20 protein-coding genes and 1 pseudogene are annotated in these 26,060 nt (G+C 64.0%); 8 read left to right on the top strand and 13 right to left on the bottom strand.

Annotated elements, in window-relative coordinates:
* The first annotated feature begins 59 nt into the window (after positions 1–59).
* The 4 genes and pseudogenes from HMPREF0291_RS00645 (at position 60) to HMPREF0291_RS00630 (ending at position 6,944) form a co-directional block, all read left to right on the top strand.
* On the top strand, positions 60–1,466 hold the full coding sequence (locus tag HMPREF0291_RS00645) for an NAD(P)H-quinone dehydrogenase (RefSeq protein WP_005286357.1): 1,407 nt from the start codon (positions 60–62) through the stop codon (positions 1,464–1,466).
* A 312-nt stretch (positions 1,467–1,778) separates the two neighbouring features.
* Positions 1,779–2,153 (top strand): annotated as a pseudogene (locus tag HMPREF0291_RS00640) (citrate/2-methylcitrate synthase); the annotation flags it as partial.
* A 153-nt stretch (positions 2,154–2,306) separates the two neighbouring features.
* Entirely contained in the window at positions 2,307–3,434 is a 1,128-nt protein-coding gene (locus HMPREF0291_RS00635) for an ATP-binding protein (RefSeq protein ID WP_005286351.1), read from the top strand.
* A 51-nt stretch (positions 3,435–3,485) separates the two neighbouring features.
* Positions 3,486–6,944: a pyruvate carboxylase gene (locus HMPREF0291_RS00630; RefSeq protein WP_005286348.1), complete on the top strand. Its 3,459-nt coding sequence runs from the start codon at positions 3,486–3,488 to the stop codon at positions 6,942–6,944.
* Here HMPREF0291_RS00630 and HMPREF0291_RS00625 read toward each other — a convergent pair.
* Both HMPREF0291_RS00625 and HMPREF0291_RS00620 read right to left on the bottom strand, forming a co-directional pair.
* Positions 6,941–7,537: a response regulator transcription factor gene (locus HMPREF0291_RS00625; protein WP_005286346.1), complete on the bottom strand. Its 597-nt coding sequence runs from the start codon at positions 7,535–7,537 to the stop codon at positions 6,941–6,943. The genes HMPREF0291_RS00630 and HMPREF0291_RS00625 overlap by 4 nt on opposite strands.
* Positions 7,537–8,682, bottom strand: coding sequence for a sensor histidine kinase (locus tag HMPREF0291_RS00620; protein WP_156774773.1), 1,146 nt, complete (start codon positions 8,680–8,682; stop codon positions 7,537–7,539). Before HMPREF0291_RS00620 ends, HMPREF0291_RS00625 begins: the two co-directional genes overlap by 1 nt.
* Before the next feature lie 111 nt (positions 8,683–8,793).
* Between HMPREF0291_RS00620 and HMPREF0291_RS00615 the strand changes: the two genes are divergently transcribed.
* Both HMPREF0291_RS00615 and HMPREF0291_RS00610 read left to right on the top strand, forming a co-directional pair.
* Positions 8,794–9,774, top strand: coding sequence for an ABC transporter permease (locus tag HMPREF0291_RS00615; protein WP_005286339.1), 981 nt, complete (start codon positions 8,794–8,796; stop codon positions 9,772–9,774).
* Positions 9,774–10,415 (top strand): ABC transporter ATP-binding protein, encoded by a 642-nt coding sequence (locus HMPREF0291_RS00610; RefSeq protein ID WP_005286336.1) that lies wholly within the window; start codon positions 9,774–9,776, stop codon positions 10,413–10,415. Before HMPREF0291_RS00615 ends, HMPREF0291_RS00610 begins: the two co-directional genes overlap by 1 nt.
* A gap of 134 nt (positions 10,416–10,549) precedes the next feature.
* On the opposite strand, the gene HMPREF0291_RS11145 is transcribed toward HMPREF0291_RS00610, so the two are convergent.
* The 10 genes from HMPREF0291_RS11145 to HMPREF0291_RS00560 all read right to left on the bottom strand — a co-directional run bounded on the left by HMPREF0291_RS11145 (position 10,550) and on the right by HMPREF0291_RS00560 (position 22,207).
* A complete protein-coding gene (locus HMPREF0291_RS11145; protein WP_005286333.1) occupies positions 10,550–11,659 on the bottom strand; it encodes an HNH endonuclease signature motif containing protein in 1,110 nt (369 codons plus the stop codon).
* 190 nt (positions 11,660–11,849) lie between these two features.
* A complete protein-coding gene (locus HMPREF0291_RS00600; protein ID WP_005286330.1) occupies positions 11,850–12,326 on the bottom strand; it encodes a GNAT family N-acetyltransferase in 477 nt (158 codons plus the stop codon).
* A 46-nt stretch (positions 12,327–12,372) separates the two neighbouring features.
* A complete protein-coding gene (locus HMPREF0291_RS00595; protein ID WP_005286327.1) occupies positions 12,373–13,194 on the bottom strand; it encodes a carbohydrate ABC transporter permease in 822 nt (273 codons plus the stop codon).
* On the bottom strand, positions 13,191–14,198 hold the full coding sequence (locus tag HMPREF0291_RS00590; protein WP_005286324.1) for a carbohydrate ABC transporter permease: 1,008 nt from the start codon (positions 14,196–14,198) through the stop codon (positions 13,191–13,193). The genes HMPREF0291_RS00595 and HMPREF0291_RS00590 overlap by 4 nt, the downstream gene beginning before the upstream one ends.
* Before the next feature lie 342 nt (positions 14,199–14,540).
* A complete protein-coding gene (locus tag HMPREF0291_RS00585) occupies positions 14,541–15,788 on the bottom strand; it encodes an ABC transporter substrate-binding protein (RefSeq protein WP_005286321.1) in 1,248 nt (415 codons plus the stop codon).
* 298 nt (positions 15,789–16,086) lie between these two features.
* On the bottom strand, positions 16,087–16,566 hold the full coding sequence (locus tag HMPREF0291_RS00580; RefSeq protein ID WP_005286315.1) for a GNAT family N-acetyltransferase: 480 nt from the start codon (positions 16,564–16,566) through the stop codon (positions 16,087–16,089).
* 154 nt (positions 16,567–16,720) lie between these two features.
* A complete protein-coding gene (locus tag HMPREF0291_RS00575) occupies positions 16,721–18,106 on the bottom strand; it encodes an NAD-dependent succinate-semialdehyde dehydrogenase (RefSeq protein ID WP_005286313.1) in 1,386 nt (461 codons plus the stop codon).
* A 110-nt stretch (positions 18,107–18,216) separates the two neighbouring features.
* On the bottom strand, positions 18,217–19,770 hold the full coding sequence (locus HMPREF0291_RS00570) for an APC family permease (RefSeq protein WP_005286311.1): 1,554 nt from the start codon (positions 19,768–19,770) through the stop codon (positions 18,217–18,219).
* Positions 19,767–20,699 (bottom strand): universal stress protein, encoded by a 933-nt coding sequence (locus HMPREF0291_RS00565; RefSeq protein ID WP_005286309.1) that lies wholly within the window; start codon positions 20,697–20,699, stop codon positions 19,767–19,769. Before HMPREF0291_RS00565 ends, HMPREF0291_RS00570 begins: the two co-directional genes overlap by 4 nt.
* An 11-nt stretch (positions 20,700–20,710) precedes the next feature.
* Positions 20,711–22,207, bottom strand: coding sequence for a flavin monoamine oxidase family protein (locus HMPREF0291_RS00560; RefSeq protein WP_005286307.1), 1,497 nt, complete (start codon positions 22,205–22,207; stop codon positions 20,711–20,713).
* 113 nt (positions 22,208–22,320) lie between these two features.
* Between HMPREF0291_RS00560 and HMPREF0291_RS00555 the strand changes: the two genes are divergently transcribed.
* Complete coding sequence (locus tag HMPREF0291_RS00555) at positions 22,321–22,995, top strand: TetR/AcrR family transcriptional regulator (protein WP_005286304.1); 675 nt, start codon at positions 22,321–22,323, stop codon at positions 22,993–22,995.
* 6 nt (positions 22,996–23,001) lie between these two features.
* Here the strand turns inward: HMPREF0291_RS00555 and gabT are convergent, their stop codons facing one another.
* Complete coding sequence (gabT, locus tag HMPREF0291_RS00550) at positions 23,002–24,330, bottom strand: 4-aminobutyrate--2-oxoglutarate transaminase (protein ID WP_005286301.1); 1,329 nt, start codon at positions 24,328–24,330, stop codon at positions 23,002–23,004.
* Between the two features lie 141 nt (positions 24,331–24,471).
* On the opposite strand from gabT, the gene HMPREF0291_RS00545 reads away from it, so the two are divergent.
* Positions 24,472–26,025, top strand: coding sequence for a PucR family transcriptional regulator ligand-binding domain-containing protein (locus HMPREF0291_RS00545; protein WP_005286298.1), 1,554 nt, complete (start codon positions 24,472–24,474; stop codon positions 26,023–26,025).
* Positions 26,026–26,060: the final 35 nt, after the last annotated feature.

Below are 26,060 nucleotides of genomic sequence, written 5' to 3'. Positions count from 1 at the left end.
GAATCTGACAGTTCGCAATTCGCTTTTCGCAATTCGCTTTTCGCAACAGGAGTTTTCGCATGTCCAAAAAGATCGTGATCATCGGCGCCGGCCCCGGCGGCTACGAGGCTGCGTTGACTGCGAGCCAGTACGGCGCGGACATTACCCTGATTGAGGCGCTCGGCATGGGTGGTTCGGGCATTCTGCGCGATGTGGTGCCGTCGAAAGGCTTCATCGCCGGCACGAACATCAAGACGGACCTGCGCCGCGCAGACGCCATGGGTCTGCGCCACGGCTTGGGTCAGGTCGATCTGTCCATTCCTGCGCTGAACAACCGCGTTGTCGCGCTCGCCTCTGAACAGTCCCGCGACATCCGCGCCCAGCTTGAGCGTTCCGGCGTGCGCATGGTCACCGGCCGTGCCCGCTTCGCCTCCGAGCAGGCGGGCCACACCACCCACCGCGTCAAGGCGGAGCTTGCCGACGGCACAGAGGAGACCTTCGACTGCGACATCGTCCTCATCTCTACCGGCGCTTCCCCGCGCGTGCTGCCGAAGGCGAAGCCCGACGGCAAACGCATTCTCAACTGGCAGCAGATGTACGACCTCATCGAAACCCCGGAGCACCTCGTCGTGGTCGGTTCGGGCGTGACGGGTGCGGAGTTCGTCTCCGCCTACGCTGAGCTGGGCGTCAAGGTGACCATGGTGGGCTCGTCCGACCGCATCCTGCCGCATGACGATGCTGACGCCGCTGACGTCCTCGAATCCGTCCTATCCAACCGTGATGTCACCCTGGTCAAGGATGCCCGCGTGGAGAGCGTGGAGAACACCGGCCAGGGCGTCATCGTGCGCACCAGCGACGGCCGCGAGATCGACGGATCCCACTGTCTGATGTCCATTGGTTCGGTGCCGAACACTAAGGACCTCATGCTCGAGTCCCAGGGTGTGGACGTCACCCCGTCTGGCCACATCCACGTCGACCGCGTCTCCCGCACCAACATCTCGGGCATCTACGCCGCCGGCGACTGCTGTGACCTCATGCCGCTGGCATCGGTAGCTGCAATGCAGGGCCGCATCGCGATGTATCACGCGCTGGGGGAGGGCGTGGCACCGCTGCGCGTGCGCACCGTCGGCTCGGCCGTGTTCACCCGTCCCGAGATCGCCGCTGTCGGTATCACCGAGGCGGAGATCCGCAACGGCGACTATGACGCCGACATTATCAAGCTGGACCTGCCCACCAACCCGCGCGCCAAGATGCGCTCGTTGAAGACTGGTTTTGTGAAGATCTTCTCCCGCAAGGGTTCCGGCCAGGTGCTCGGCGGCGTCATTGTCGCCCCGACCGCGTCCGAGTTGATCCTCTCGCTCACCATCGCTGTGACGAACAACCTGACCGTGGCGGACCTGGCCAACTCGATGGCGGTCTACCCCTCCCTGTCGGGTTCGATCACGGAGGCAGCGCGCCGGTTGGTGCACAAGACCGACCTCAACTAGCGGCCGTTCGCCTTTCACAGTTCGCCTTTCACGCCGACCTGCGGGTTTGTCCGTCGGCGAACCGCGATAGGCGAACCATGAAAATCGAACCCGGCCCGGCCAAGAAAACCCGGCCATTCCTCTGTGCGAAATTATTAGTTCACGCATACTAAGCGCACGAACTCCCGGCTGTCCGGCGTTGTCGGCGCAGCCCCACCCGAAGCGCTTGAGGAGGCCCGCTCACCATGATCAACCACAAGGTGCGCACGCACCGATCCGCCGAAAACTTCCCGTATGAGGAACACCTGGCCTACAAGGTCGCCCAGGTCGCCGCAGTTGGTCATGGGCTTCGGTCACCGCGTGTACAAGAAGGGCGACTCGCGTGTGCCCACCATGGAAGCGGCCTTCAAGAAACTCGCCTCCGAACACCCGGAGAAGAACGCCGATAAGTGGGTCGAGATGTACGACATCATGGCCAAGACCATGTATGACAACACCTCGATCAAGATCATGCCGAACTTGGACTTCCCCGCGGGACCGGCCTACTACATTCTGGGCTTCGACATCGAGTTCTTCACGCCGCTGTTCGTCATGGCGCGAATCACCGGCTGGACCGCGCACATCATCGAGCAGTTTGAGAACAACTCCATCATTCGCCCGCTGGCCGCCTACAACGGCCCGGATGAGCGCCACGTGCCAGGCGTGTAGCTTGCTTATCGACGCCCCCTCCCACCCCGGCTCACTATTGCCGCGGGGGAGGGGGGCGAAACTCTAAGGAGTATAAAAACGCTTGGCGCGGGGTAGTATAAGGAGTATAAAAGGCTGGTAGGCCTCGTAGGTGGCGTGTGAGAGGAGATCATCGTGGCTAACCCGTTCATTCCGACATTCGGTGTCTCGCCGATGGTCTTTGCCGGCCGCGCGAGCGTCGTGTCGTCCTTCGGCCGCGGGCTCGACGGCGGGGTCGGCGACCCGCGCCGGGTGCTGTTGCTGAGTGGCCCGCGTGGCATCGGCAAGACCGTCACCCTCAACGAGCTTGAAGACGAAGCGAAACGCCGCGGCTGGATCGTGCTCCGGGCCCACCCCAACGCGGTGGTGCATCCCCTGGTGGACACCGTCATCCCGCAAACGCTGGCCACGCTCCGTGAGCGGCCGACCGTCAAACGGCGCATCACCGGGATCAGGGCCAGCGGGTGGGGCATTGAGACGGAAGTGGACACCAGCCGCAAACCGTCTGCGTCTCTCATCTCCTCGCTCAACGAGCTCTCGCGTGAACTCGGCCCGGACAGCGGCATCCTCATCACCGTCGATGAGGTGCAATCGGCTGACCCGGAGCAGTTGTGGGAGCTCACGGCGGCGATCCAAGACCTCATGCGCGACAACCACAACGTCGCCTTCGCCGCGGCGGGGCTGCCGGAAGGAATCGGGGCGCTGCTGCAGCACCCGGGCACGACGTTCCTGCGGCGCGCGCAGCACGCGAACCTCGGGCCCATGACCCCGCAGGACGCCGCCGACGTGCTGGTCCAAACCGCCGCAGAAGGCGGGGTGAGGTTCAATCAAGGCGCGCTCGACGAGGCAGTGCAGCTCACCCGCGGCTATCCGTACCTGGTGCAGCTCGTCGGCTTCCACCTCTTTGAGCGGGCGGCAGCAGGTGGCAGTGTGGTCGAGTTGAACGACACGCTCGCTGTGACCCCGGACGTGCTGGAAACACTCGGGCAGCTCGTGCATGAGCCGGCGCTACGCGGTGTCCCGCCGAAGCAGCATGAATTCCTTGTGGCTATGGCTCAGGTGCAGCACGGCAACGAGGCTGTCTCCGTCAGTGACATCGCCGATGAACTGGGTGGAACCTTGCAATCGCAGTCGATGGCGCGCAAGGCGCTGCTCGACCGGGAGCTGATCTACAGCCCGCGGCGCGGGTTCCTCAACTTCACCATCCCGCATATGGGGTACCACCTGGACAATGAGGGGATCAAGGACACCGGTTGGGACTAGGATCGGGAAGACAGTCCATTCTTTACCGATCCAGGGAGACGAAACCCCACCATGACCACCCCGCAGACGACGAGCCTCCCCGATCCGACAGATCTTCCCACCTTCTCCAAGGTGCTCGTGGCTAACCGCGGTGAGATCGCCGTGCGCGCCTTCCGTGCCGCCGTGGAGACCGGCGCGAAAACTGTCGCCGTGTACCCGCGCGAAGACCGCCACTCCTTCCACCGCCCGTTTGCGGACGAGGCAGTGCTGATCGGCACGGAAGGCCAGCCGGTCAAGGCGTACCTCGACATCGAGAGCATTATCGACGCCGCGAAGCAGACCGGCGCCGACGCGATCTACCCCGGCTACGGCTTCCTGTCGGAGCGCGCAGAGCTGGCGCGCCGCTGCCGCGAAGAGGGCATCAAGTTCATTGGCCCGTCCGCGGAAACGCTCGACCTGACCGGCGACAAGGCCGCTGCAGTCCAGGCCGCCGAGCGTGCCGGCCTGCCCACGCTGAAGGACTCCGAGCCATCCTCTGACCCTGCTGAGCTGGAAAAGTTCGCTGGGGACTTCGAGTTCCCCGTGTTCGTCAAAGCGGTTGCGGGTGGCGGGGGACGCGGGATGCGTTTCGTCGAAAAGCGCGAGGACCTGGCTGCACTGGCAGCAGAAGCCAGCCGCGAAGCTGAAGCCGCATTCGGCGACCCGGATGTCTACATCGAGCGCGCCGTGATCAACCCGCAGCACATCGAGGTGCAGATCATGGCTGACGCGCACGGCAACGTGGTGCACCTCTTCGAGCGCGACTGCTCTGTGCAGCGCCGCCACCAGAAGGTCGTCGAGATCGCGCCCGCGCAGCACATCACCGAGGAGCAGCGCCAGCGCATCTGCCAGGACGCGGTGAACTTCAGCAAGGAGATCAACTACGAAGGTGCCGGCACCGTCGAGTTCCTTGTTGACGAAGCCGGCAACCACGTCTTCATCGAGATGAACCCGCGCGTGCAGGTGGAGCACACGGTGACGGAGGAAGTCACCGGCATCGACATTGTGAAAAACCAGATGTACATTGCCGCCGGCGCCACCTTGAACGCACTGCACCTGCGCCAGGAAGAGATCTCCGTCCATGGTGCTGCGCTGCAGTGCCGCATCACCACCGAAGACCCGAAGAACGGCTTCCGCCCCGACGCAGGCACCATCACTGGCTACCGTTCGCCGGGCGGTGCGGGCGTGCGTCTCGACGGCTCCGTCGCCGTCGGCACCGAAATCACCCCCAACTTCGACTCGTTGCTAGTGAAGATGACCTGCCGCGGCCGCACCTTCCAGGTCGCTGTCGACCGCGCGTTGCGGGCGCTCAAAGAGTTCGCCGTGGACGGTGTGTCCACCAACATCGGCTTCCTGCGCGCGCTGCTGAGCGAGCCGGACTTCCGTTACCAGCGCATCAACACCGGCTTCATCGCCGACCACCCGCTGCTTCTCGATGCCCCATCCGCCGACGACGATGCCGAGAAGATCCTCAACTACCTGGCCACCGTCACGGTGAACCAGCCGAACGGGCCGTGCCCGTCGACGCTGCAGCCGTCGAAGAAGTTGCCGCCGCTGGACTATGGTGAGCTGCCGCGCGGTTCCCGCGACGACCTGCTCGAGCTCGGCCCCGCGAAGTGGGCGGAGAAGCTGCGTAACCAGACCGCGCTGGGCGTGACCGAGACGACGTTCCGCGATGCGCACCAATCGCTGCTGGCCACGCGCGTGCGCACGAACACGCTCGTCGCCGCGGCAAAGCACGTCGGCCACCTCACCCCGGATCTGGTGTCGGTGGAGGCGTGGGGTGGGGCGACCTTCGACGTCGCCATGCGCTTCTTGCACGAGTCGCCGTGGATGCGTCTCGACGAGCTGCGCGAGGCCATGCCCAACGTCAACATCCAGATGCTGCTGCGCGGACGCAACACCGTCGGTTACATCCCGTACCCGGAGTCCGTCACGCGCGCGTTCGTGAGCGAGGCTGCCTCCAGCGGCATCGACATCTTCCGCATCTTCGACGCGCTTAACGACGTCTCCCAGATGCGCCCGGCCATCGACGCCGTCCTGGAAACGAACACGACGGTCGCCGAGGTCGCGATGGCTTACTCCGGTAACCTGCTCGACCCTGCAGAGGACATCTACACCCTCGACTACTACCTGCGACTGGCCGAGGAGATCGTTGAGACCGGCGCCCACGTCCTGGCGATCAAGGACATGGCTGGCCTGTTGCGCCCGGCGGCTGCCGCCAAGCTGGTCACTGCGCTGCGGGAGCGTTTCGACCTGCCCGTTCACGTGCACACCCACGACACCGCAGGCGGCCAACTGGCCACCTACCTGGCGGCGGCGAACGCTGGTGCCGACGCTGTGGACGTCGCCTCCGCGCCGCTGGCAGGCACGACCTCGCAGCCGTCCATGTCGGCGCTTGTGGCCGCCTTTGCCAACACCGAGCGCGACACCGGCATCCCGCTGCAGGCTGTCTCCGACATGGAGCCGTACTGGGAGGCAGTGCGCGCCGTCTACGCGCCGTTCGAATCCGGCATTCCCGGCCCGACCGGTCGGGTGTACAAGCACGAAATCCCCGGCGGCCAGCTGTCCAACCTGCGCACTCAAGCCAGGGCCCTGGGCCTGGCCGACCGCTTCGAGCTCGTCGAGGACTACTACGCCGGCGTCAACGAGATCCTCGGCCGCCCCACGAAGGTGACGCCGTCGTCGAAGGTCGTCGGCGACTTGGCCCTCTACCTCGTCGGCGCCGGTGTCACCCCGGAAGAGTTCGCGGAGAACCCGCGCAAGTACGACATTCCCGAGTCCGTCATCGGCTTCCTGCAGGGCGAGCTGGGTACCCCGCCCGGCGGCTGGCCGCTGCTGCGCGAGAAGGCGCTGGCCGACCGCGCGCCGGTGGACCGCACGGTGCAGGTGCCCGACGACCTCGTAGCCGAACTCGCTGCAACGGACGGCGAGGCGCAGAAGCGCCGCCGCGTCGCCCTGGACAAGCTGCTCTTCCCGAAGGAGTACGAGTCCTACCTGGAGCACCGTCGCCTTTACGGCATCACCGACCAGCTCGGCGACAAGGCCTTCTTCTACGGCCTGGAAGAGGGCAAAGAAGTGATGATCTACTACGGCGAGATCGACTCGAAGCAGACGCCGCTGGTCGTGCGCCTGGACGCGATGAGTGAGCCGGACGAGAAGGGTATGCGCCAGGTCATCCTCACCGTCAACGGCCAGGTCCGCCCGATGACGATCCGTGACGAGAACGCAGAGTCCACCGTCGCCGACGCCGAGAAGGCCGATCCGGGCAACCCGAACCACGTCGCTGTCCCGTTCGCCGGGGTGGTCACCATCACCGCGAAGGTGGGCGACACGGTCAAGGCGGGCGACCCGATCGCCACGATCGAGGCGATGAAGATGGAGGCGGCGATCTCCGCGCCGCACGACGGCACCGTGGAGCGCCTCGCGTTCACCCAATCGACGAAGGTGGAAGGCGGCGACCTCGTGGCTGTGGTCACCGCGGGCAGCTAGATGATTCTGCGCTCCCGCGCCTTATCGACGGCCGCCGTGCGGTTATCCACGCCCAACTTCGCATAGATGTGGATCAGGTGAGTCTTCACCGTCGCCTGGGAGATGAACAAGGCCTCGGCGATTTCTCGGTTGGACATGCCGGTCTGCAGGGCTTTGAGTAGTTCGATCTCACGGCCGGATAGCGCCTCGTCCGGCTTGAGCACCCGCTCGGCGAGCGTGTTGGCGACCTGCGGGGACAGGGTGCGCTCGCGCTGGGCGGCGGCGACGACGGCGTCGTGCAGCTCGTCCTCCGGCGCGTCTTTAAGCAGGTAACCCATCGCGCCGGCTTCCATGGCCGCAACGACGTCCGCCTGGGTGTCATACGTGGTCAAGATGAGCACCGGCGGCCCGCCCTCAGCCACGAGCCGGCGGGTCAGTTCGATCCCGTCGACGCCGGGCATCTGGATGTCGCTGACCACCACATCGACGTCCGCCGGGACCTCGGCCGTGCCGTCGGAAGCCTCGGCGACGACGTCAATGTCGCCGAATGAGTTCAGTACGGCGCGCAGGCCGGCGCGGACGACGGGGTGGTCGTCGATAAGCATGACGCGCATTAGGCTCCTTCCAGCGGCAGCGATGCTGCGAGCACGTTGCCTTCGACGGTGAGGTCGCCGCCGGCTTCTTCCACACGCGCCCGCAGCCCTTTCAGCCCGTAGCCTTCCGGCCCGGTGATGCCGCGGCCATTGTCGTAGATGTCGACGGTCGCGTGCGCCCCCAGCTTATCCACCGTCACCACCGCCAGCGTCGCCCCCGCATGCTTGACGACGTTACTTAGCCCCTCCCTCACAACCCGCTCCACCACCGACGCAACCGGCTCCGGCAGGTCGACCGCGTTCACGCGGACCTCCAGGGGAGTGCCGAGAGCCTTCTGGCGGGCTTCAGCGGAGCGGGCGAGACGCTCGATGCGCGCGGTCAGCGTTTCCCCGGCACCAGGGCCACTTACCGCCCCCACGCCAGCCCCAGTGCCGCCTGCCGAGTTGCCGGTGACGAAACGGCGGGCCTCCGCCAAATTGTCGGCAGCTGTGTCGTGGATGATGGCGAGGGTGTCGCGGGAGGGGGCGTCGCTAAGCTGCTTGTCCAGCGAGCGGGCGAGCAGCACGATCGAACTCAACCCCTGCGCCATGGTGTCGTGGACCTCGCGCGCCAGGCGCGCGCGTTCCTCCGCACGTCCTGCCTCGTGCTCGGCGGCGGCGAGCTCCAACTGCGCGGCGCGAAGATCCGCGGCGACCTGGCGGTAATGCTCCGCCTCCGCACGCAGCGCGCGGTACGCGTGCACGATGCCGACCGCCAACACCGTGCCGATCGTCGGGCCGATCAACCCGCCCACCCCGTTCGCCGGGACCGTCACCGACAGCGTGAACGCCAACAACCCCGCCGTCACGGCGATGCCCCACCACGTCGGCAGCACAAAGCACGCCACCATCACCAGTGGGAACTCCAGCCACACGAACGACGGCGACAGCAACGCCAGCGCCACCCACACCGCAATGACCACCGCCAGCCACACCGCCGCCTGCGCCTGCGTGTACGCGCCACCGCGGTTCTGGTGCACCGTGCCGAACAAATACACAGCCGCGAATGTGCCCGCGGCAGCGACAGTGAGCCAGTCCCGCGTACCTGCGAGACCGACAACCAACAGCACAGCCACCAACACGTGCAAGCTCACGCGCAAGGTGGCCAGAATCCGGTGCGACGTCATGCGCGCCACCCTATCCGCTTGCTGGTGCATGCTTGATCAACCGATCGGTTGACCGCGTTTTCAACCACCCGCCCGATGTCTAGTCGTGCAGGTCAACGCCACAATTGAGGCATGTTCGTGGGAATCAGAGAAATCAGGAAAGCAAAGGGGCGCTTCGGGCTCATCGTGGGCGCCGTCGCGTTGATCACCCTGCTCGTCGCTGTGCTCACCGGGCTGACGTCGGGCCTGGGCAAGCAGAACACGTCCGCGCTCGAGGCGCTTGCACCGCAGTCCGTCGTTTTCGAGGATCCGTCCGAGCCGTCGTTCACCACCTCGCGCGTTGAGGCGGAGGCGGGCACGGAACCGCTCGGCACGGGTCAGACCCTTATGCAGGTCGACGGCGGCGACGAAGAATCCGTCGCCGTGCTCTCCCTGCCGCGCGGCACCACGTTGCCCGGGGGAGAGGTCCTGGGCGACGGTGCGGTCGCCTCGGAGTCGCTCGGCCTTTCGCGTGACGACGCCCTGCGCCTCGGGTCCGCCACCACCACCGTCGACGCCGTGACCGCGGACCTCCACTTCTCCCACACCCCGGTGCTGTGGGTGCCCACCGAGACCTGGCAGGAAGCCTTCCACACCGACGCCGACGGCACCGTGCTGCTGTCCAACGACCCCGACCGCGCCGACGGCGTGTCCCTCAAAGAATCCTTCCAAGGCTTGGCGGCGTACTCCTCCGAGCAGGGCTCGCTGAAGATGATCCAGGGCTTCCTCTACGCCATCGCCGCGCTGGTCATCATCGCCTTCCTCACCGTGTGGACGATGCAGCGCACCCGCGACCTGGCCATCTTGAAGGCCATCGGCGCCTCCAACACGTACTTGCTCAAAGACGCGCTCGGCCAGTCGGCTGTGCTGCTGCTCGTCGGCGTGCTCATCGGTGGGCTGGCGGCCTTCAGCATCGGCCTGGCCATGGCCGGCACCGCGCCGTTCACCCTGTCGGCGTCCGTGATCGGTGTGCCCCCGGTTGCCGTGTGGCTCCTAGGCATGGCCGGCGCCCTGGTGGCCACCCGCTCGATTACCAAAGTCAACCCCCAAAGCGCACTCGGAGGTGTCGCATAATGCTCGAACTCACCAACGTCACCGTGTCCTTCCAGGACGGCGAAGAGCGCCGCACCGTCCTGGACAACATCAACTTCACCGCGCAACCGGGCCAGCTCACCTTCATCGTCGGCGAATCCGGCTCCGGCAAGTCCACTCTGCTGTCCATCGCCGCCGGCCTTATCACCCCGGACTCCGGCACCGCCACCCTGAACGGCCGTGAGGTCAACGACGCTGTGCGACGCGACCACATGGGCATGATCTTCCAGCAGGCCAACCTGATTAGCGCCCTCAACGTCCGCGACCAGCTGCTGGTCACTGATCACATCCGCGGCATCAAACCCCGTAAGGACCGCGCGGATGAGCTGCTGGCCACCGTCGGTCTCGACGGTCTCGGCGACCGCGACATGCAGGCGCTCTCGGGTGGCCAGCGCCAGCGCGTCGGCATCGCGCGGGCCTTGATGGGCTCCCCGGAGCTCATCCTGGCCGACGAGCCGACTGCCGCCCTCGATTCCGACCGCTCCCATGAGATCGTCGCCCTGCTGCGCCGGCTTGTCGACGAGCATGGCGTCGCCTGCGGGTTTGTCACCCATGACCGCTCGCTCATCTCCACCACCGACGAGGTCTTCGAGATGGACGAGCACACCCCATCCTTCGCTTAACTCTTCTGTCAGGCACGCCGACTAGCCCGTCTGCCGCATGCGCGGGACGGGTTTCGGTGTTTTCGGCAGCAGTGCGTTCGCGTGATACGGCAAGTGTCAAGTGTTGCGGGCGGCGGCCGCGTTTCTTTGCCGGGCTAACTGGTGGCAGTCGCGGGCCGCTTCCTCCAGTGGCCGAAGAGCGTGTGCATCGCGCCGAACGGGTGGCGGGTGTTGGTCCGCGGGTAACCGGTGGGGGAGACCCAGACGTGGCGGGCGTTGCGGATTTCGATGCGGCCGCGTTTGCGAATGTGGTCATCGTCGTCGTTAACGCGGTTGTGGTACTCGCACAGGACCGTCAGATTGTCCATATTGGTCAGGCCGCCGTTCTTCCAGGCTTGCGCGTGGTGGATTTCGCAGTGGTCGGCGGGCCGGCGGCAGTCGGGGCTTGCGCAGATCGGTTGGGTGGCCTTGGCCAGGGTGCGCTGCTTTTCGCTGGCGAAGCGTTTGTCCCGGTAGTGGTTCAGCGGCCCCTTGGTGGGGTGGAACAGTGCGGCCTCGATACCGTAGGCAGGGCCCGCGAGGAACCGGTTCACAAAGTCCGCGCCGCTCATCGTGGTGCCGTCGCTCAAGCCCAGGACAACATCATCACCGTCGCCGGCGATAACGCGCGCGAGCTCCGGCGCCGGGACGAGGACGAGCGGCCGGGGAGCAGCGGCAGGCACCCCAGCCCCGGAGCGCATCAGGTCTTCGAAGGCGGCGGCCATCTGCGGCGCGGCAGGCTTGTCACGGTTGATGCTGCCGCGTAGCGACGCCTCCAGGTCGGCCATGACGTGCTCGTCAGCAGTGATGATCGACGTGCGCAGGCCATTGCGCGACAGGCCGAAGTGCGCCCCCTTGACCGGCTTTGCCTCCTTGGCGGGGACGATGGTCTTGGCGTAACGCGCGAGGGAGGCGCAGGTGGTGGCTGTGGTGGCGGCGGCGTCGATAAGCGCCAGGCGATAACGCGCGCGGGCGCTGTCGGAGGCGATGTGGCGGATGCAGCGCTCGATCTGGGCGAGCATGTCGATGCACACACCCGATTCGACCGCAGCCGTGACCGTCTCGGGGGTGGCGGTGGTGCCATAGTACGCGGCGTGGACGAGGTGCAGCTCCGTCACCCTGGCAGGCGACAGGCCGGCGGCGAGGAACGCGGCGCGGTTGAAGCTGGAGAGGTCCTCGAGGCCGATGCCGGTGAGGAGCTCAAGAAGCGGGCTGGATTGGCTCATGTCTCGGACGCTAACCCAGCTCCACCGGGAAGGAAAGGCCTAGCGCCAAGCTGTGGAAAGCGCACAACGCGGCAAACAAAAGTCCCAGGACCTGCGGAAAGTTATCCACATCCCGCGAACTTTTTTGGCCCGCAGGGAACCGAAACTGCCCCGCGGAGGTCTAATAAGGGTTTGGGGGTTTAGAGCGCCTCTAGAGCTGCTTGACCATCACTTCCGGGTGGTGGTCCGACTGCACGAAACCAAAATCTTCGTAGACCTGGCGGGCGCGGTCGTTGCCGGGCTCGACGTGCAGCGCAATGGTGCGGGCGTGGTGCTCGGCGGCGAGGTCGCACGCGGCCTGCAGCAAGATGCGGCCCAGCCGGTGGCCGTGGGAGCGGTTCTCCACGGCGATGGCTAGCTCAGGAATGTCGGGGCCCAGGTTGGCTTCGGAGTAGTCCTCGCCGGGCTTCCAATAGCGCAGCCACACGCCGCCGGCGGGGACGAGTTCGTCGTCGTAGGCGATGAAGCCGCCGTCGTGCTCGGGGGACCACTTGCCCACGTACTCTTCGGCGCTTTGGACGCTTCCGTGGCGGCGGTGCGACTCGTCGCCGAAGACGTCGGCAAGGTAGTCGAGCCGGCGCAAGTACGTGCGGTCGGACTCGGTGGCGGGAACAAGCGTGAATTTCATGGTTACCTCCGCTGACGTTGTTGGCCGTGGATTTCTTCTCTCATGTCTACCCCTTGACACCGCCGGCGGTCAGCCCGGAGATGATGCGCCGCTGGAAAATCAGCACCATGATGATCAGCGGCACGGTGACCAGCGAACCCGCCGCCATGATCGAGGCATACGGGTACTCGAATGCGCTCGGGCCAGCGAAACGGGCGATGGCCACAGTCACCGGTTCGGTGGCCTCGGTGGACAGCTGGCGTGACAGCATGAACTCGTTCCACGTCGCAATGAACGCGATGATCGCGGTGGTGAAAATCCCGGGCGCCGCCAAGGGCAAGAGCACGAGGCGGAACGCCTGGGCGCGCGTTGCCCCATCGACGCGGGCGGCTTCTTCCAGCTCCCACGGCAACTGCCGGAAGAACGCGATGAGCGTGTACACCGTCAACGGCAACGCGAAAGAAATGTTCGGGATGATCATTGCGCGGTACGTGCCAATCCAGCCAATGTCACTGAAGAGCTGGAAAAGCGGGGTGACAAGCGCGATTCCAGGGAACATCGACGCGGCCAGAATGATACCGGTGACAATGCCTTTGCCGGGAAAGTTCAGCCGGGCTAGGGCGTAGCCGGTGAAGACACCCACAGCGACAGCAAGTGCTGTCGTCGTGAGTGAAATGATCAGCGAGTTGCCGATTGCGCCAAGAAAATCGTTGCCTTTGTCCGTGACCAGCGCATCCCGGAAGTTGTCCAACGTGACGTGCGTGGGCCATGGGGTGGTGTCAAAGGTGAATTGCTTGTCCCGCAGTGCGGTGACCAGCATCCAGTAGAACGGCGCTAGGCCCCACAGCAGAATGAAGGCCACGCCAATGTAGTGTCCGATTTTCTTCATCGTGCTTGCTCCCGTTCCACTGCGTTGTGTGCGTCGGCAGGTGCTCCGGCCGAGTCTTTCTTGCTGGCTGCGCGGGAGCGGCGCTGACGGCGTGCGCGTTGCTTGTCGGTCTTGCTGCCCCCGTCAGCATCCCCACCTACATCTGCACCGAGGAAGCGGATCATGATGAACGCCACTGCGAAGATGAGCAGGAAGATCAACGTGGACAACGCGGCGGCCGAGTTGAAGTTGCTCTGCCGCATGTCCTCGACCACGAGCTGGGAGATCGTGGCGGTGGGGGAGTTGGACGAGTCAGAGATCATGATCACTGGCAGGTCGTACATGCGCAGGGCATCGAGCGTGCGGAAGAGCACAGCCACCATGAGTGTCGGGCGCACTAAGGGGAGAGTGATGCGGGTGAATGCTTGCCACGCAGAGGCTCCGTCTACGTGTGCTGCTTCGTATACATCCTTGGGCACCATTTGCAGCCCCGCTAGGATCAACAGGGCGACGAAGGGGGTTGTTTTCCACACGTCGGCGATGATCACAGCGACACGTGCCGCCCAGGGGTCCGTTGTCCACGCGATGGATTGTCCAAGCAGCGAGTTCACCAGACCGTTGGGAGCGAACATGAACTTCCATAGCTGTGCGGTCACTGCGGTAGGAATGGCCCACGGAATGAGCACTGCCGCGCGAATCAGGGAGCGGATCCGGGAGGGGTGGTTCATGATCAGCGCCATGATCATGCCCAGCACGACTTCGAGCGAAACGGTGACCACGGTGAAGAACAACGTGACACCCACGGCAGGCCAAAAGTCGGTGGACAGCACGCCCGGCGGGCAGTCACCGACGGTGCCGGAGGGAGTCATGCATTGGTTGTTGATCCAGTAGAGGTAGTTGTCCAACCCGGCGAATCCGCCTTCGACGAAGACTCCTGTTGCTGGATCGAGGTGCCGGTTGGATTGGAAGGATAACCAGATCGCCCGCACAATCGGATAGCCGATGACAACGGCGAGAAACAGCATTGCCGGCGCTATGAGCAGGTATGCTCGCCGTGCGTCGGGGGAGTTGCTGCGGCCGCGGCGCTGACGCGGATCAGGCGCGGCGGTGGAACTGGTTCGGTCGGGCGTCCGCGTAGTCGTCGACGACGCGGCTTCAGCGTTGATAGGGGTGCTCATCGGGGAATGACCCTTCATGCGTTGGCTGGTGAGAAGGAAGAACGGGCGAACGCCCGCAACGGGGGGCAATCCGTTGCAGGCGTTAGTCTATGGGGGCTGATTCGAAGTCAACGTGGCTCAACGCAGGCCCGCGCTGTCTGTCACGTTGACAGTGCGCGCTGCGAACAGCCGCACGCCCCATGGACACTCTTACTGTGCTTGCTTGATAGCTGCGGCCATGTCCTTGGTGGCTTCGTCTACGTTCTTGTTGCCGTTCAGGGCGGCGTAGGCGTTGTCCTGGATCGCCTTCGAGATGGCTGGGTAGAACGGGGACACCGGTCGCGGCTTGGCGTTCTCCAGGGATTCTTTCAGGGCAGGCAGGTAGGGTTGCTGCTCAATAAGGTCTGGGTCGTCGTAGACGGATGCCAGCACCGGCGGGAAGGATGCTTCTGCGAAGGAGCGCTGGTTTTCCTCGTTGATGATGAACTGGATGAAGTCGTGCGCGGTGGCCTTGTGCTGCGAGTTGACGTTGATTCCGTTGTTGTAGCCGCCCAGGGTGGACGTGCCCACTCCGTCTGCGCCGACGAGCGGCTGGACCTCGAAGTTGATGCCGTTTTCTTTGGCGTTGGCGTACATGTACGGCCAGTTGATGGCCAGAGCAGTCGTGCCTTCGGTGAAGGCGATGTTGGTCTCTTCTTCCGTGGCGGAGGTGGAGTTCTTGGAGATTGTGCCGTCCTTGTAGGCATTCACCAGCGCTTCCAAGCCTGCCTTTGCTTCGTCCGATTCAACTGTGGGTTCGCCGTTGCTGTCGAGCACCTCACCGCCCCAGCCGTTCATGAAGCCGACCGTGTTCACGGTGAGGCCTTCGTATTGCTTGAGCTGGGTGGTCAGGCAGTCACCTTCAACTGCCTCGCAGGCGGAGGTGATGTCGGCGAATGTGTCCGGCTTCGAGTCGATCTTGTCCACGTTGCGGAACAGCAGCTGGCCATTGGTGTTCTGCGGCAGTGCGTAGAGGGTGCCGTTGTAGGTGGCGGACTCCACCGTGGGCTGCAGCAGCTTGGAGGTGTCCACTGCGAAGTCGCCTTCCAAAGGCACGAGCCATTGGTTCGCTGCGAAGTCTGCGGTCCACACAACGTCGAGGGCCATGACGTCGTAGTCGGAGTTGCCTGCCTGAAGCGACTGCACGAGGGTGTCGCGCTGATCGTCGGCCTCACCGGCGAGCTCCTTCAGAGTCACCTGTTCGTCCGGGTGCTCCGCATTCCACGCATCGATGATCGGGGTCAGCTTGTCCGTGTCATTGCGGCCCATGGCGAAGGTGATGGGGCCTCGCTCGCCGGCGCCTTCCGAGCCGCCGTTGGAGCCGGAGGAATCGCTGGAGCATGCTGCGAGAGTAGTAGCGGACAGTGCGATTGCGCACAGCGCTGCGCCAGTCCGACGACGGGTTGCGTGAAGTTTCATGCGTAGACCTTTCAGATAGGAGGTTTCCCCAATGTTAAATAACGCGTGCCTTGAAACCGGGATTCAGTGAATTTTCAGTGAACAACCCTGCAGAAATACCACACCCGTCACCCCCGACCCGGGGGTTTCATTCCGGATAAGGCCCGTTTGGTCGCAGCCGTCACACGAAAAACGTGTATTTCTTCCCGTCGCGCACCCCGCGGTTAGGGGGAGAGCCAGCCGCGTGCAACGCGTGCAATACGAAAACCGCCGCGGCCCGAAAGCGGGCGCACGGCGGAATATCGGTGATGGTGAGAACTTAGACCAAGTCGCGGTACATCACGTTCGGGTTCTCCTTGGTGGGGATGAAGCCGAACTTGTCGTACACGTAGCGCGCACGCTTGTTTTCTGGCATGACCTCGAGCGCAATGCGCTTCGCGCCCTGGTCGATGGCAAGCTCGCACACGGAGTGCAGCAGCACGGCACTGAGGCCGTAGCCGTGGGAGCGCTCCTCCACAGCGAGGATCAGCTCCGGCACGTCCGGGCCCAGGTTGGCCTCGCTGGTCTTGTCGCCATTTTCCCAGTAGCGCAGCCAGATGCCACCGGCCGGGGTTTGGTCCTGGTCGTGGGCGATCCAGCCACCGTCATTCTCGGGCGACCAATCGTCGACAAATGCCTTGACCTTCTCCTGGCCGCTGCTGAGTCGCTTGGACTCGTCTCCGAAAACATCTGCCAAGTAGTACAGACGACGGATGTAGGTGCGGTCCGATTCGGTGGCGGGCTTGAGTCTGAATTCCATAAACGCCAATTATAACGAAACGCACGATTAATAGACGCCACTTATGAGAATCTAATTATCCTTAATGACATAGAAAACTGCCCCTTCGTCTCTGGTTTCCGCGGCAGCGGCAGAGACAGAGGGGCAGTGGCAGTTGTGATGGGGGGCGGGCTGCTTAGTCCTCTTCGAAGTACAGCTGCTTGTTGACGAATTCGTCCATGCCCAGCGGTCCGAGCTCGCGACCGAAGCCAGAGCGCTTCACGCCACCGAATGGAATCTCTTCGCCCTCTCCTGCGGGGGTGTTCACGTTAGCCATGCCGGAGTTGATCTGGCGGGCGATTGCGCGTGCGCGCTCCGTGTCCTGGGAGAAGACGGCGCCGCCGAGGCCGTACTGGGTGTCGTTGGCCAGCTCGAGAGCTTCCTCGTCGGAGGAAACCTTGAAGACGAGGGCGATCGGGCCGAAGAGCTCTTCGCTGTACACCGAGTTGTCCTTGCCCAAGTCGGTGATCACGGCCGGGGCAAAGTAGGCGTTGTCACCGAGGCCGCCACCGGCGCGAAGCATTGCGCCTTCCTTGACGGCGCGGGTGACCTGCTCGTCGAGACGCTCGGCGGCGTCGCGGGAGGACAGCGGGGAGTAGATGCCGTTCTCGCCAGCTTCCTCAGGCGTGCCGGGCTTCGCTTGCTCGGCCAGCTTGACCAGCTCGTCGACGAACTCGTCGTAGATGTCATCCATGACGATCATGCGCTTATTGCCGTTGCAGACTTGGCCCATGTTGTAGATGCGGGTCTCCCACGCCAGCTCAGCGGCGGCCTTCACGTCGTCGGTGTCCAGCAGCACGTAGGGGTCGTTCCCGCCGAGCTCCAAGACTGCCTTCTTCAGGTTCTTGCCTGCCGTCGCGCCGACAGCGGCACCGGCGCGCTCGGAACCGGTCAAAGAGACGCCCTGAACGCGAGGATCCTCGATCATCGTGGTGATCTGATCGTGGGAGGCGTACACGTTCTGGTACACGCCCGCGGGGACACCAGCATCCTCGATGATCTTCTGGATCGCGGCGGAGGACTCCGGACAGATCTCAGCGTGCTTGAGAATGATGGAGTTTCCGTTCATCAGGTTCGGCGCCGCGAAACGTGCGACCTGGTAGTAGGGGAAGTTCCACGGCATGATGCCCACCAGGGCACCGAGCGGGAGGTGACGGATCACAGCGGTGCCGCCGTTGAAGCTCTCGATCTTCCGGTCGGCGGCGAACTCTTCGCCGTTATTCGCGTAGTAGCGGAAGATATTGGCGGACAGCTCCACCTCGTCAATGGCGTGGGGGCGCGACTTGCCCATTTCGCGGCCGATGATCTCCACGAGCTCGTCCTGGCGCTCGTCGAAAAGCTCGGCGATGCGCAGCACGTACTTCTTACGCTCAGCAATGTCGAGGGCGGACCATTCTTTAAAGCCCTTTTCCGAGGCGGCGAGCACCTCCTGGATCTCATCGTCGGTAGCGGTGGGGAAGGTCGTGATGACCTCGCCGGTGGCCGGGTTTTCTACCCGGTAGGACATATCTTTCTCAGCCATGTTTCTCCTTAATTCGTAGAGCTTTCGTTATCTGTGCTCGTTGTCTGTGTTCTTTTGTGCGGCCCAGTGTAGGGAGGCGCCCTGTGAATCAGATGTGCCTTGTGCGCTGCCTAGATGGTCAACATCTCGCCTTGTTCATCGTCTTCAGCCGTGGTCCGTGGCAGGGTCTCGTTGCGGAAGAATGCCGGGTGCCGTAGGCGTGTGAACAGCATGAGCACGGCGCCAAGCAGGAGGATGCCCATGCCGAGCACGAACACGGTTCCCACGCCAAAGATCGAGGAGCCGGAGCCGTAGGACGGATCGATCGAGTCGAATGCGGTGACGAAGAACATCGCCAGAAGCATCGTGCCGCCGATCAATGGCAGCAAGAAGCGGAAGATGAAGCCGCGCACCGAATCCGTGATCTCCTTGCGGAAGAACCACACACAGGCAAACGCGGTGATGCCGTAGTAGAAGCAGATCATCAGGCCCAAGGCGGTGATCGTGTCCCACAGCGCATTTTCCGACGCGATTCGGGTCACGGTGTAGAACCCGCCTGCCGCGATAGCGGAGGCAGCAGTGGCCACTGCCGGGGTGTGGAACTTCGGGCTAATCTGCGCGAAGATCGGCGGCAGCGCCTTGTAGAAGCCCATCGCCAGCAAGGTGCGGGCAGGCCCGACCATCGTCGACTGCAGGGAGGCGAATGAACTCGCCAGCACCGAAATCGACATCAGAATCGCCCACGGTCCCATGACCGGGCTCGCCAGCGCGGCGAAGATCGATTCTTGGTTCTCCGGGTTGCCGGCGCCTAAGCCGGTGTCGCCGGTGCCTGCCCAGGCCACGACCGCGACAGCGGTGAGGACATAGACGGTGATGACCACGAGCACGGTGAGCGTCGCCGCGCGGCCCGGGGTCTTCTCCGGATCCTTCGTCTCCTCGTTCATGGTCAGGGTGACGTCCCAGCCCCAGAACATGAAGATCGACAGGGAAATGCCAGCTGCCACTGTCGAGAAGTCACCGATGGTCAGCGGATTGAACCAATCCGCCTCAACCGGGTGAAAATCGAAGCCTTTGCCGTGGTACGCGTTCCAGAGCGCCATTCCGCCGAAGAGCACGAGAGTGAACAGCTGCAAGGCGACCAGGAAGTACTGGAGTTTCTCCGTGGACTCGAGCCCGCGGTACGAGATGTATGCGGCGACTGCGAGTAGTGCGATCGTCGTCGGAATATTCACCCATAGGTTGCGGGTGAGATCCGCGATCGCCTCATTGCCGGTCAGCTGGGCGAGCAGGATATAGAAGAAGTCCACGGCCACAGCTGCGAGATTCGACAGCACCAGGATCGTCGCGGTGATCAGGCCCCATCCGCCCATCCAGCCGACCCAGGGGCCGAATGCTTTCGTTGCCCACGTGAACGAGGTTCCCGAGTCGGGCACTCGGTTATTCAGCTCGCGGTAGGCAAACGCGACGAGCAGCATGGGGAAGAAACCCAGCAGCAGGATAGCGGGGACGTGGTCGCCGACTTCAGAGATCGTCGGGCCGAGACCGGATGTCAGCGTGTACGAGGGGGCGATGCAGCTCACGCCGATCACGACGGCACCGATGAGGCCGACACGTCCTGCGATGAGGCCCTTTTCGCTTTGCGACGGCTGGTGTGCCAGGTTCTCTACCTTCTTACGCTTGCTCATTCACCCGCCTCCTCGGACTCGTCCTTCTTTTCCAGTGCGGGAGTGATCACGAGCGGGATCGGCAAGGTTCGAAGCACCTTCGCAGCGCGCGGGCCCATGAACACTCGGCCTGCAGTGGCCAGGCGCGACGACCCGGCGAGCAGGATTTCGTCGTCGTTCCACTCCAGTTCGGTGGCTGCCTCAGCGACCGTCTTTCCGGTGACGATCTCGGTGGAGGCAGACCCGGCGTCGACAAGCTGCTTTGCTTGTTCCGCGAGGTAGCGGTTCGCGTTCGCCTCGACGTTTTCCAGCACCTTGTGGCTGACTTCCTGGTTGAGCGCGCCTGCGTCTTCCTGGGTGAGGAAGGAGATGAGGCGGAGCTCGCTGCCGGACTTCTTCGCTGTCTGGATCGCGGTGTCGATTAGCTCGTGCGACCCGGAGAGCGTGCCGAACATGCAGGAGATGCGGCTGATGCGCTCGGGAGCCTCGTAGCGTGGCGGTGCCAGTGCGACGGGGATCGACGACGAATGCAGCAGCGTGTTCGCCGACGACCCGATGCTGAACCGACGGAGTAGTCCGCCACCGCGGGTCCCCAGACTGATCAGGTCGCAGTCCAGCTCCTTCGCAGTGCGGTGGAGTGAGCGCGCAGCGTCGCTTCCCGACACGACCCGGCCGGTGGCGTTGATCTCGTCGGGAACTTTCGCGAGCGCGTCTTCCAGCCATGTGCTCAGCTTGCGGCTGATCACCGTCTCATGCGCCCGTGTGTGCGGGTACGTGCCGGAATGTGCCTCGGAGTGGGGGACGACCATCGCGATTTCGAGGTCGGCATTCCAACTCCGCGCCAGGCCGATGCCGAGGTTCAAGGCATCGCTGCCGGACGGAGTGGCGAGGTATCCGACCAGGATCTTCGCCGGTCCCTGGTCAGTGGGTTGTGGTGACGGTTGTGTCATATCACCTATTCCTATCCGTTATCGAGGAGGGCGTTCGCAGCGCGCTCGCCCTGGCGGATAGCGCCGTCGACGTGCTGGTAGCCCTCGTCGGCGATATCGGAGCAGGCGAAGTGGATCGGTCCGACCGGCTGGTTCTGCAGGTGGCCCCAGCGGGACAGGCCGCCCAGGTCGTAGCTGGTGGCGTAGGCGCCACGAGTCCACTCCTCAGCAGCCATGTCGGAGAGGTAGAACGCGATCGGCTCCATGGTCTCCGGCCCCAGGTACTCGGCCATGGCGGACAAAATGCGCTGCTTGCGCTCTTCCTCCGGCAAGTGCCACATCTCCTCGGCGTAGACATCGGAGACGAAGCCCACGAGCGTGCCGTAGGCGTCCTCTTCGCCAGCGGTGCCACCAGCGATGTTCTGGCCGCGGTTGGTGTTGTCGTAGACCTCCTGGACCAGACGACCGCCACCGAAGCCGGTGCCGGACAGGCCCTTGTCGCGCCAGAACGGCGTTTCGTAAATGGCGTGCACCTTGATGACCAGGCCCATGGAGATGTGCTGGTGGGCGATATGCAGGTCGCGCGGCATCGGCGGGACGTAGGAAATGCGGTTGTACAGGTTCGGCGGAACAGCGATGACGACGTTCTTGGCGCGGACGGTCACCTGGTCGGAGACGACGGTGACCTCACCCGGCTCGCCGTTGTTCGGGATGCCGTTGCGCACGTCCGGCTTGACGTTGTTCAGGCTGTCTTCGGTGGACGGGTCAGGCTGAGCCCACTGGATCTCGCGGACCGGGGTGCCCAAGAAGACATCGTCGCCGAGCTCTGCGGCCAGGGTCTCGGAGACAGACATCATGCCGCCTTCGACACGGCGGTCGAGGATGAAGTCCTCATCCACGAGATTGGAGAAGGAGCCAGCGGAGGCGGCCATCAGCACGGCCTGCAGGGCGGAGAACGTGAAGGACGGCTTGGTCAGCATGCCGGACGCGACGTAGATGGAGATGTTGTCGATCGCCTCTTCGTCGTCGGACTGCTGCTCGAGCCAGTGACGGAAGGAGATGGAGTCGAGCTCCGCGGCCTTCGGGTGCGCCCACGGCTCCTTGGCTCCGATCTCGGCTGCCAAATCGTCGAGAATCTTGATCAGTTTGTCCATCTCGGCCTGAGTGCTGTCGGCAGCCGGAAAGACCGGGCCCTCGTACTCGTGGCGCTCACCGTTGGGGGAGAGGTAGATGGACTTGCCTTCGCGGTAACGCTGGAAGGTGGACAGGCCCAGCTCGTCGACAAGCTCGATGAGGCGGGTCTGGTCGGGGGAGATCCACTGACCGCCGAGCTCGACGAAGTGGTCGACGCCGTTGTCGTCGCGCACGCGGCCGTTCCATGTGCGGCCACCGACTCGCTCGCGCGCCTCGAGGACGGCAACGGACTTGCCGGCCTTGGACAGGGTGCGTGCCGCCATCAGGCCCGCAGGGCCAGCGCCGACGACGACAACGTCGCGCTCGATTTCTGTGCGTTGTGCGCTAGGATTCATGCTTCTGCTCCTGTTCTTGAGGCCGGATGGATCCGACCGTCGCGGGTAATGAACGCCATTCATTAATGGTGTGATTCAGGATACATTCGAGTTCGGGTAGAAGGAAGAGTCACATGGGAAATGAACGTGGTCGCCCGGCTGAACCCCTGGTCAGTCGCGAAAAAATTGGTTTCGCCGCACTAAGTATTGCCTCCGAACGGGGCTACGAGACGTTGACAATGGCCGCAGTAGCTCGCGAAATCGGGGTGGCGCCCAGCGCTTTGTACAACCACATCTCGGGCAAGGGAGAGCTGCTTTATTTGCTCCAGGATGCGGTCATGCAGCTTGTCGACGTCACATCGCTGCAGCACGCCATCGCCGCAGGCGAAGGCTACCGGGAGGCGCTCGAGGCGTGGGCACACTCTTACCGCGATGTGTTCGCCGGGCATACCCCGTTGATCCCGGTCATCGCACGGCAGCCCATCGGCGATTCGCCACGTACCCAGGAAATGTACGAGATCGTCGCTCGCGCAGTCTCTGCCGCCGGCTGCCCGCACGAGAAGGTGATGGAGCGCATCATCGCGCTCGAATCCTTCATCTACGGCTCCGCATGGGATGCTACTGCGCCGGCGGACCTCTTCGATCCCGCCGCGATTTCCCCGGAACACGCGGAGTTGCGCCGAGTGGCGGATGCCATGCGTGCCCGGGCAGCAAAAAAGGGTCAGCATGACGCTAACCCTTATGCCGACCAGCCTTTTGAAGCTGGCCTGAAAGATCTGTTGGACGGAATTACGGATCCGTCCAACTAGCTGTAATTAGGCGTTGTTGCGCACGGCCTCAGCCATGACACGCAGGCCGTCGCGGAGCAGCTCCTCTGGGATGACCAGCGACGGCAGGAGGCGGACGACATTTCCGTCGAGGCCGCATGTGAGGATGAGCACGCCAGCAGCCTTGCATTCGGCGGCGACCTTGGCGGTCAGCTCAGCGTTCGGCTTGCCGTCCTTGGTGACGAGCTCCATAGCGATCATCGCGCCGCGGCCGCGGATCTCAGCGACCTCGTCCAGCTCGGTCAGCGGGTCGAGCTCCTCGTGGATGATCTCGGCGATCTCCTTGGCGCGCAGAGCGAGGTTGTGCTCCTTCATCTCCTCGATCGCGGCGATAGCGGCCGCGCAGGCCACCGGGTTGCCGCCGTAGGTGCCACCCAAACCGCCGACCATCGGGGCGTTCATGATCTCGGCGCGGCCGGTCACAGCGGACAGCGGCATGCCGCCGGCGATGCCCTTTGCGGTAGTGACCAGGTCCGGCTCGATGCCTTCGAAGCTGGAGGAGAACCACTCGCCCGAACGGCAGAAGCCGGCCTGGATCTCGTCGGCGACGAAGACGACGTTGTTCTCGCGGCACCAGTCGACGATGGCGGGCAGGAAGCCTTCGGCCGGCTCGATGAAGCCACCCTCGCCCTGGATTGGCTCGATGACCACGCAGGCGAGGTTCTCGGCGCCGACATTCTGCTCGAGGAAACGGATGGTGCGCTCAGCGGCTTCCGGGCCCTTCAGGCCGTCGCGCAGCGGGTAAGACATTGGCGCGCGGTGCACCTCGCTGGCGAACGGTCCGAAGGTCGACTTGTACGGCTTATTCTTCGCCGTCATGGCCATCGTCAGGTTGGTGCGGCCGTGGTAGGCGTAGTCGAAAACGGCCACACCCGTCTTGCGGGTGTGGGAGCGGGCGATCTTCACGGCGTTCTCCACTGCCTCCGCACCGGAGTTGAACAGGACAGTGCGCTTCTCGAAATCGCCTGGGGTCAACTCGTTGAGCAGCTCAGCGACCTGCAGGTAGCTCTCGTAGGGGCTGACCATGAAGCAGGTGTGAGTGAAGTGGCCGGCGGCATCGGCGACTGCGCTTGCAACACGCTTATTGGAAGCGCCCACCGAGGTCACAGCGATGCCGGATGCGAAGTCGACGAAGGAGTTGCCATCGGCGTCGACAAGCACACCACCGTCGGCGTCGACGATGTAGCCGGGCAAGCCCGGGCTCAAGGCGGAGGCCACGCTCGCTGCGCGGCGCTTGTCCAGTTCTGCGCTTGCCGGTCCCGGCAGCTCGGTGTCGATTCGACGGACCTGGGGGAGGCGATACTCGAGATCCTGCATGGTGCGGGTTCCTTTCCAATTCAATCCAGCGGGCTGCCCGAAAACGGACAGTGGTTCATGGCTGTAGTATCCGTCCCCCGCCCACCCTCAAAGCAACCGACACAGTGTCGATCTTCTTCGTGAAACTTCTACACTGTGTCCATGAGCAAGGATGTGCTTGACGACGCACGAAGCGGTCATCCCGAGTGGGAGACCGCCGTTGATCTCCTAGATCTCAGTTGGTTGTACGGAATCAGAGCCTTGAACCTCGACCCCGTCGGAGACCTCAGGCGGGGGCGATTCGAGTCTGTCCAAGCCAGTGAGATTGTGGAGACCGCTGAGTTCTTCCGGCCTTTCTCTGTCATTCTCACGTTGGGCCTGCGCATTCAGCCGGACGATGAAGCAGGCATCGCTCACTACGTGGAGCAGTTGAAAGATTCCGGGGTGGCGGCCCTTGGCTTCGGTACGGGGCTGCAGCATGCCGAGATTCCTCCCGTCCTCATCCGGGCCTGCACCGACGCGGCTCTGCCGCTATTCGAGGTGCCGCGGGCGACCCCCTTCGCCTTGATCTCAAAGGTGGTGGGGGAGGAGTATGCGCGATTGCAAGCAGTCGCGGCCAACGAGATTCTCGAGGCTGCGGAAGGTCTCAACCGCGCAGCATGGAATGGCGGAGTCGATGCACTCGTTGGACGCACCCGGACAGCAGTCGGCGCCGATGTGCTGATCGGGGACAACACCGGCAGAATCATCTCCTCAGCCCCTGCGAAGCCAACGGAGCGCGCGTTGAAGGCCCTTCGTCTGGCCGTTGCCGATAACGGGCGGAGCCGCGCGTACCGGACGGAGAACCGCACCATGATCGTCCAGCGGATGCGGGCGATGGGAGGAAAATACTCCGTCGCTGTGGTGGATTCCCCGCGCCCTCTGCCGCCGCTCGCGCGCAGTGCCGTGAAGCATTTCGTGGGGCTCGCGGAAATCGTATTGAGAGATCCGCAGGCGCTCAGGAGCGCGGAAACGCAACTGCACGGGTCGGCCCTAGAGACTTTTCTCGAAGGCCAGGAGGCTTCTCCAGCAGCCGCGCGTTTGCTGGATCGTGCCGCGGACGCTGACGGGGCTGTCGTCCCAGTCGCGATCGTCGCCGCGAATAAGGCCGCGTCTAACAGGTCGCTAGCTCGTTTGGATGAAGGACTCAATCTGCGCGACAACCCGTTGGCGCATGTGAGACTCGCCCCGGACGGCTTCGTGTTCTTATCACGCAGGGTGATCTCCGAGGCCGCCGTGACGGAGCTTATCGGTGATTTCGGGGCCCGGCTGCGCGTCTTGTCCGGTCGGCAACAGTCCTGGCGCGAGCTAGGCCGTGACGAGCTGCAGGCATTGCTCGACCGTGCGCGCTCGCTTCCGCCGGGCACCGTCGACGAATATCTCCCTCGGCGGCTCGACTGGACGGAAGACACGGGGGTCAGGCAAGTGCTGTCCCGCCGCTATAAGGAAGTGCTCGCGCCGCTCGCAGAGGATGACCCAGCCCTGCTCGATGCAGTCCAATCCTATTTGGTGCATGGTTGCGAGATCCGTGCTGCCGCTGAGTCTCTCAGCATTCACAGACACACCCTGAAGGCGCGCATCGACCGCGCCGAGCAACGCTACGGGTTGCCTTTGGATGACCCGCTCGGCCGCGCGGAGATTCTTGTGCTGCTCAACGCTGCAGGATCGAACTCCTAGCACAGGAGTTTGGCGTTTTCAATGCCCCTGAACGG

The organism is Corynebacterium genitalium ATCC 33030, from assembly GCF_000143825.1.
In the GTDB taxonomy this organism is placed as follows: domain Bacteria; phylum Actinomycetota; class Actinomycetes; order Mycobacteriales; family Mycobacteriaceae; genus Corynebacterium; species Corynebacterium genitalium.
Note: the sequence above shows the minus strand (reverse complement) of the source record. Positions and strands in the feature narration are given on the sequence as shown.

Bases quoted from the DNA above. Each gene is read 5' to 3' on its own strand.
- HMPREF0291_RS00645 (WP_005286357.1), top strand. From the start codon at position 60: ATGTCCAAAAAGATCGTGATCATCGGCGCCGGCCCCGGCGGCTACGAG.
- HMPREF0291_RS00630 (WP_005286348.1), top strand. From the start codon at position 3,486: ATGACCACCCCGCAGACGACGAGCCTCCCCGATCCGACAGATCTTCCC.
- HMPREF0291_RS00625 (WP_005286346.1), bottom strand. From the start codon at position 7,537: ATGCGCGTCATGCTTATCGACGACCACCCCGTCGTCCGCGCCGGCCTG.
- HMPREF0291_RS00620 (WP_156774773.1), bottom strand. From the start codon at position 8,682: ATGACGTCGCACCGGATTCTGGCCACCTTGCGCGTGAGCTTGCACGTG.
- HMPREF0291_RS00615 (WP_005286339.1), top strand. From the start codon at position 8,794: ATGTTCGTGGGAATCAGAGAAATCAGGAAAGCAAAGGGGCGCTTCGGG.
- HMPREF0291_RS00610 (WP_005286336.1), top strand. From the start codon at position 9,774: ATGCTCGAACTCACCAACGTCACCGTGTCCTTCCAGGACGGCGAAGAG.
- HMPREF0291_RS11145 (WP_005286333.1), bottom strand. From the start codon at position 11,659: ATGAGCCAATCCAGCCCGCTTCTTGAGCTCCTCACCGGCATCGGCCTC.
- HMPREF0291_RS00600 (WP_005286330.1), bottom strand. From the start codon at position 12,326: ATGAAATTCACGCTTGTTCCCGCCACCGAGTCCGACCGCACGTACTTG.
- HMPREF0291_RS00595 (WP_005286327.1), bottom strand. From the start codon at position 13,194: ATGAAGAAAATCGGACACTACATTGGCGTGGCCTTCATTCTGCTGTGG.
- HMPREF0291_RS00590 (WP_005286324.1), bottom strand. From the start codon at position 14,198: ATGCTGTTTCTCGCCGTTGTCATCGGCTATCCGATTGTGCGGGCGATC.
- HMPREF0291_RS00585 (WP_005286321.1), bottom strand. From the start codon at position 15,788: ATGAAACTTCACGCAACCCGTCGTCGGACTGGCGCAGCGCTGTGCGCA.
- HMPREF0291_RS00580 (WP_005286315.1), bottom strand. From the start codon at position 16,566: ATGGAATTCAGACTCAAGCCCGCCACCGAATCGGACCGCACCTACATC.
- HMPREF0291_RS00575 (WP_005286313.1), bottom strand. From the start codon at position 18,106: ATGGCTGAGAAAGATATGTCCTACCGGGTAGAAAACCCGGCCACCGGC.
- HMPREF0291_RS00570 (WP_005286311.1), bottom strand. From the start codon at position 19,770: ATGAGCAAGCGTAAGAAGGTAGAGAACCTGGCACACCAGCCGTCGCAA.
- HMPREF0291_RS00565 (WP_005286309.1), bottom strand. From the start codon at position 20,699: ATGACACAACCGTCACCACAACCCACTGACCAGGGACCGGCGAAGATC.
- HMPREF0291_RS00560 (WP_005286307.1), bottom strand. From the start codon at position 22,207: ATGAATCCTAGCGCACAACGCACAGAAATCGAGCGCGACGTTGTCGTC.
- HMPREF0291_RS00555 (WP_005286304.1), top strand. From the start codon at position 22,321: ATGGGAAATGAACGTGGTCGCCCGGCTGAACCCCTGGTCAGTCGCGAA.
- gabT (WP_005286301.1), bottom strand. From the start codon at position 24,330: ATGCAGGATCTCGAGTATCGCCTCCCCCAGGTCCGTCGAATCGACACC.
- HMPREF0291_RS00545 (WP_005286298.1), top strand. From the start codon at position 24,472: ATGAGCAAGGATGTGCTTGACGACGCACGAAGCGGTCATCCCGAGTGG.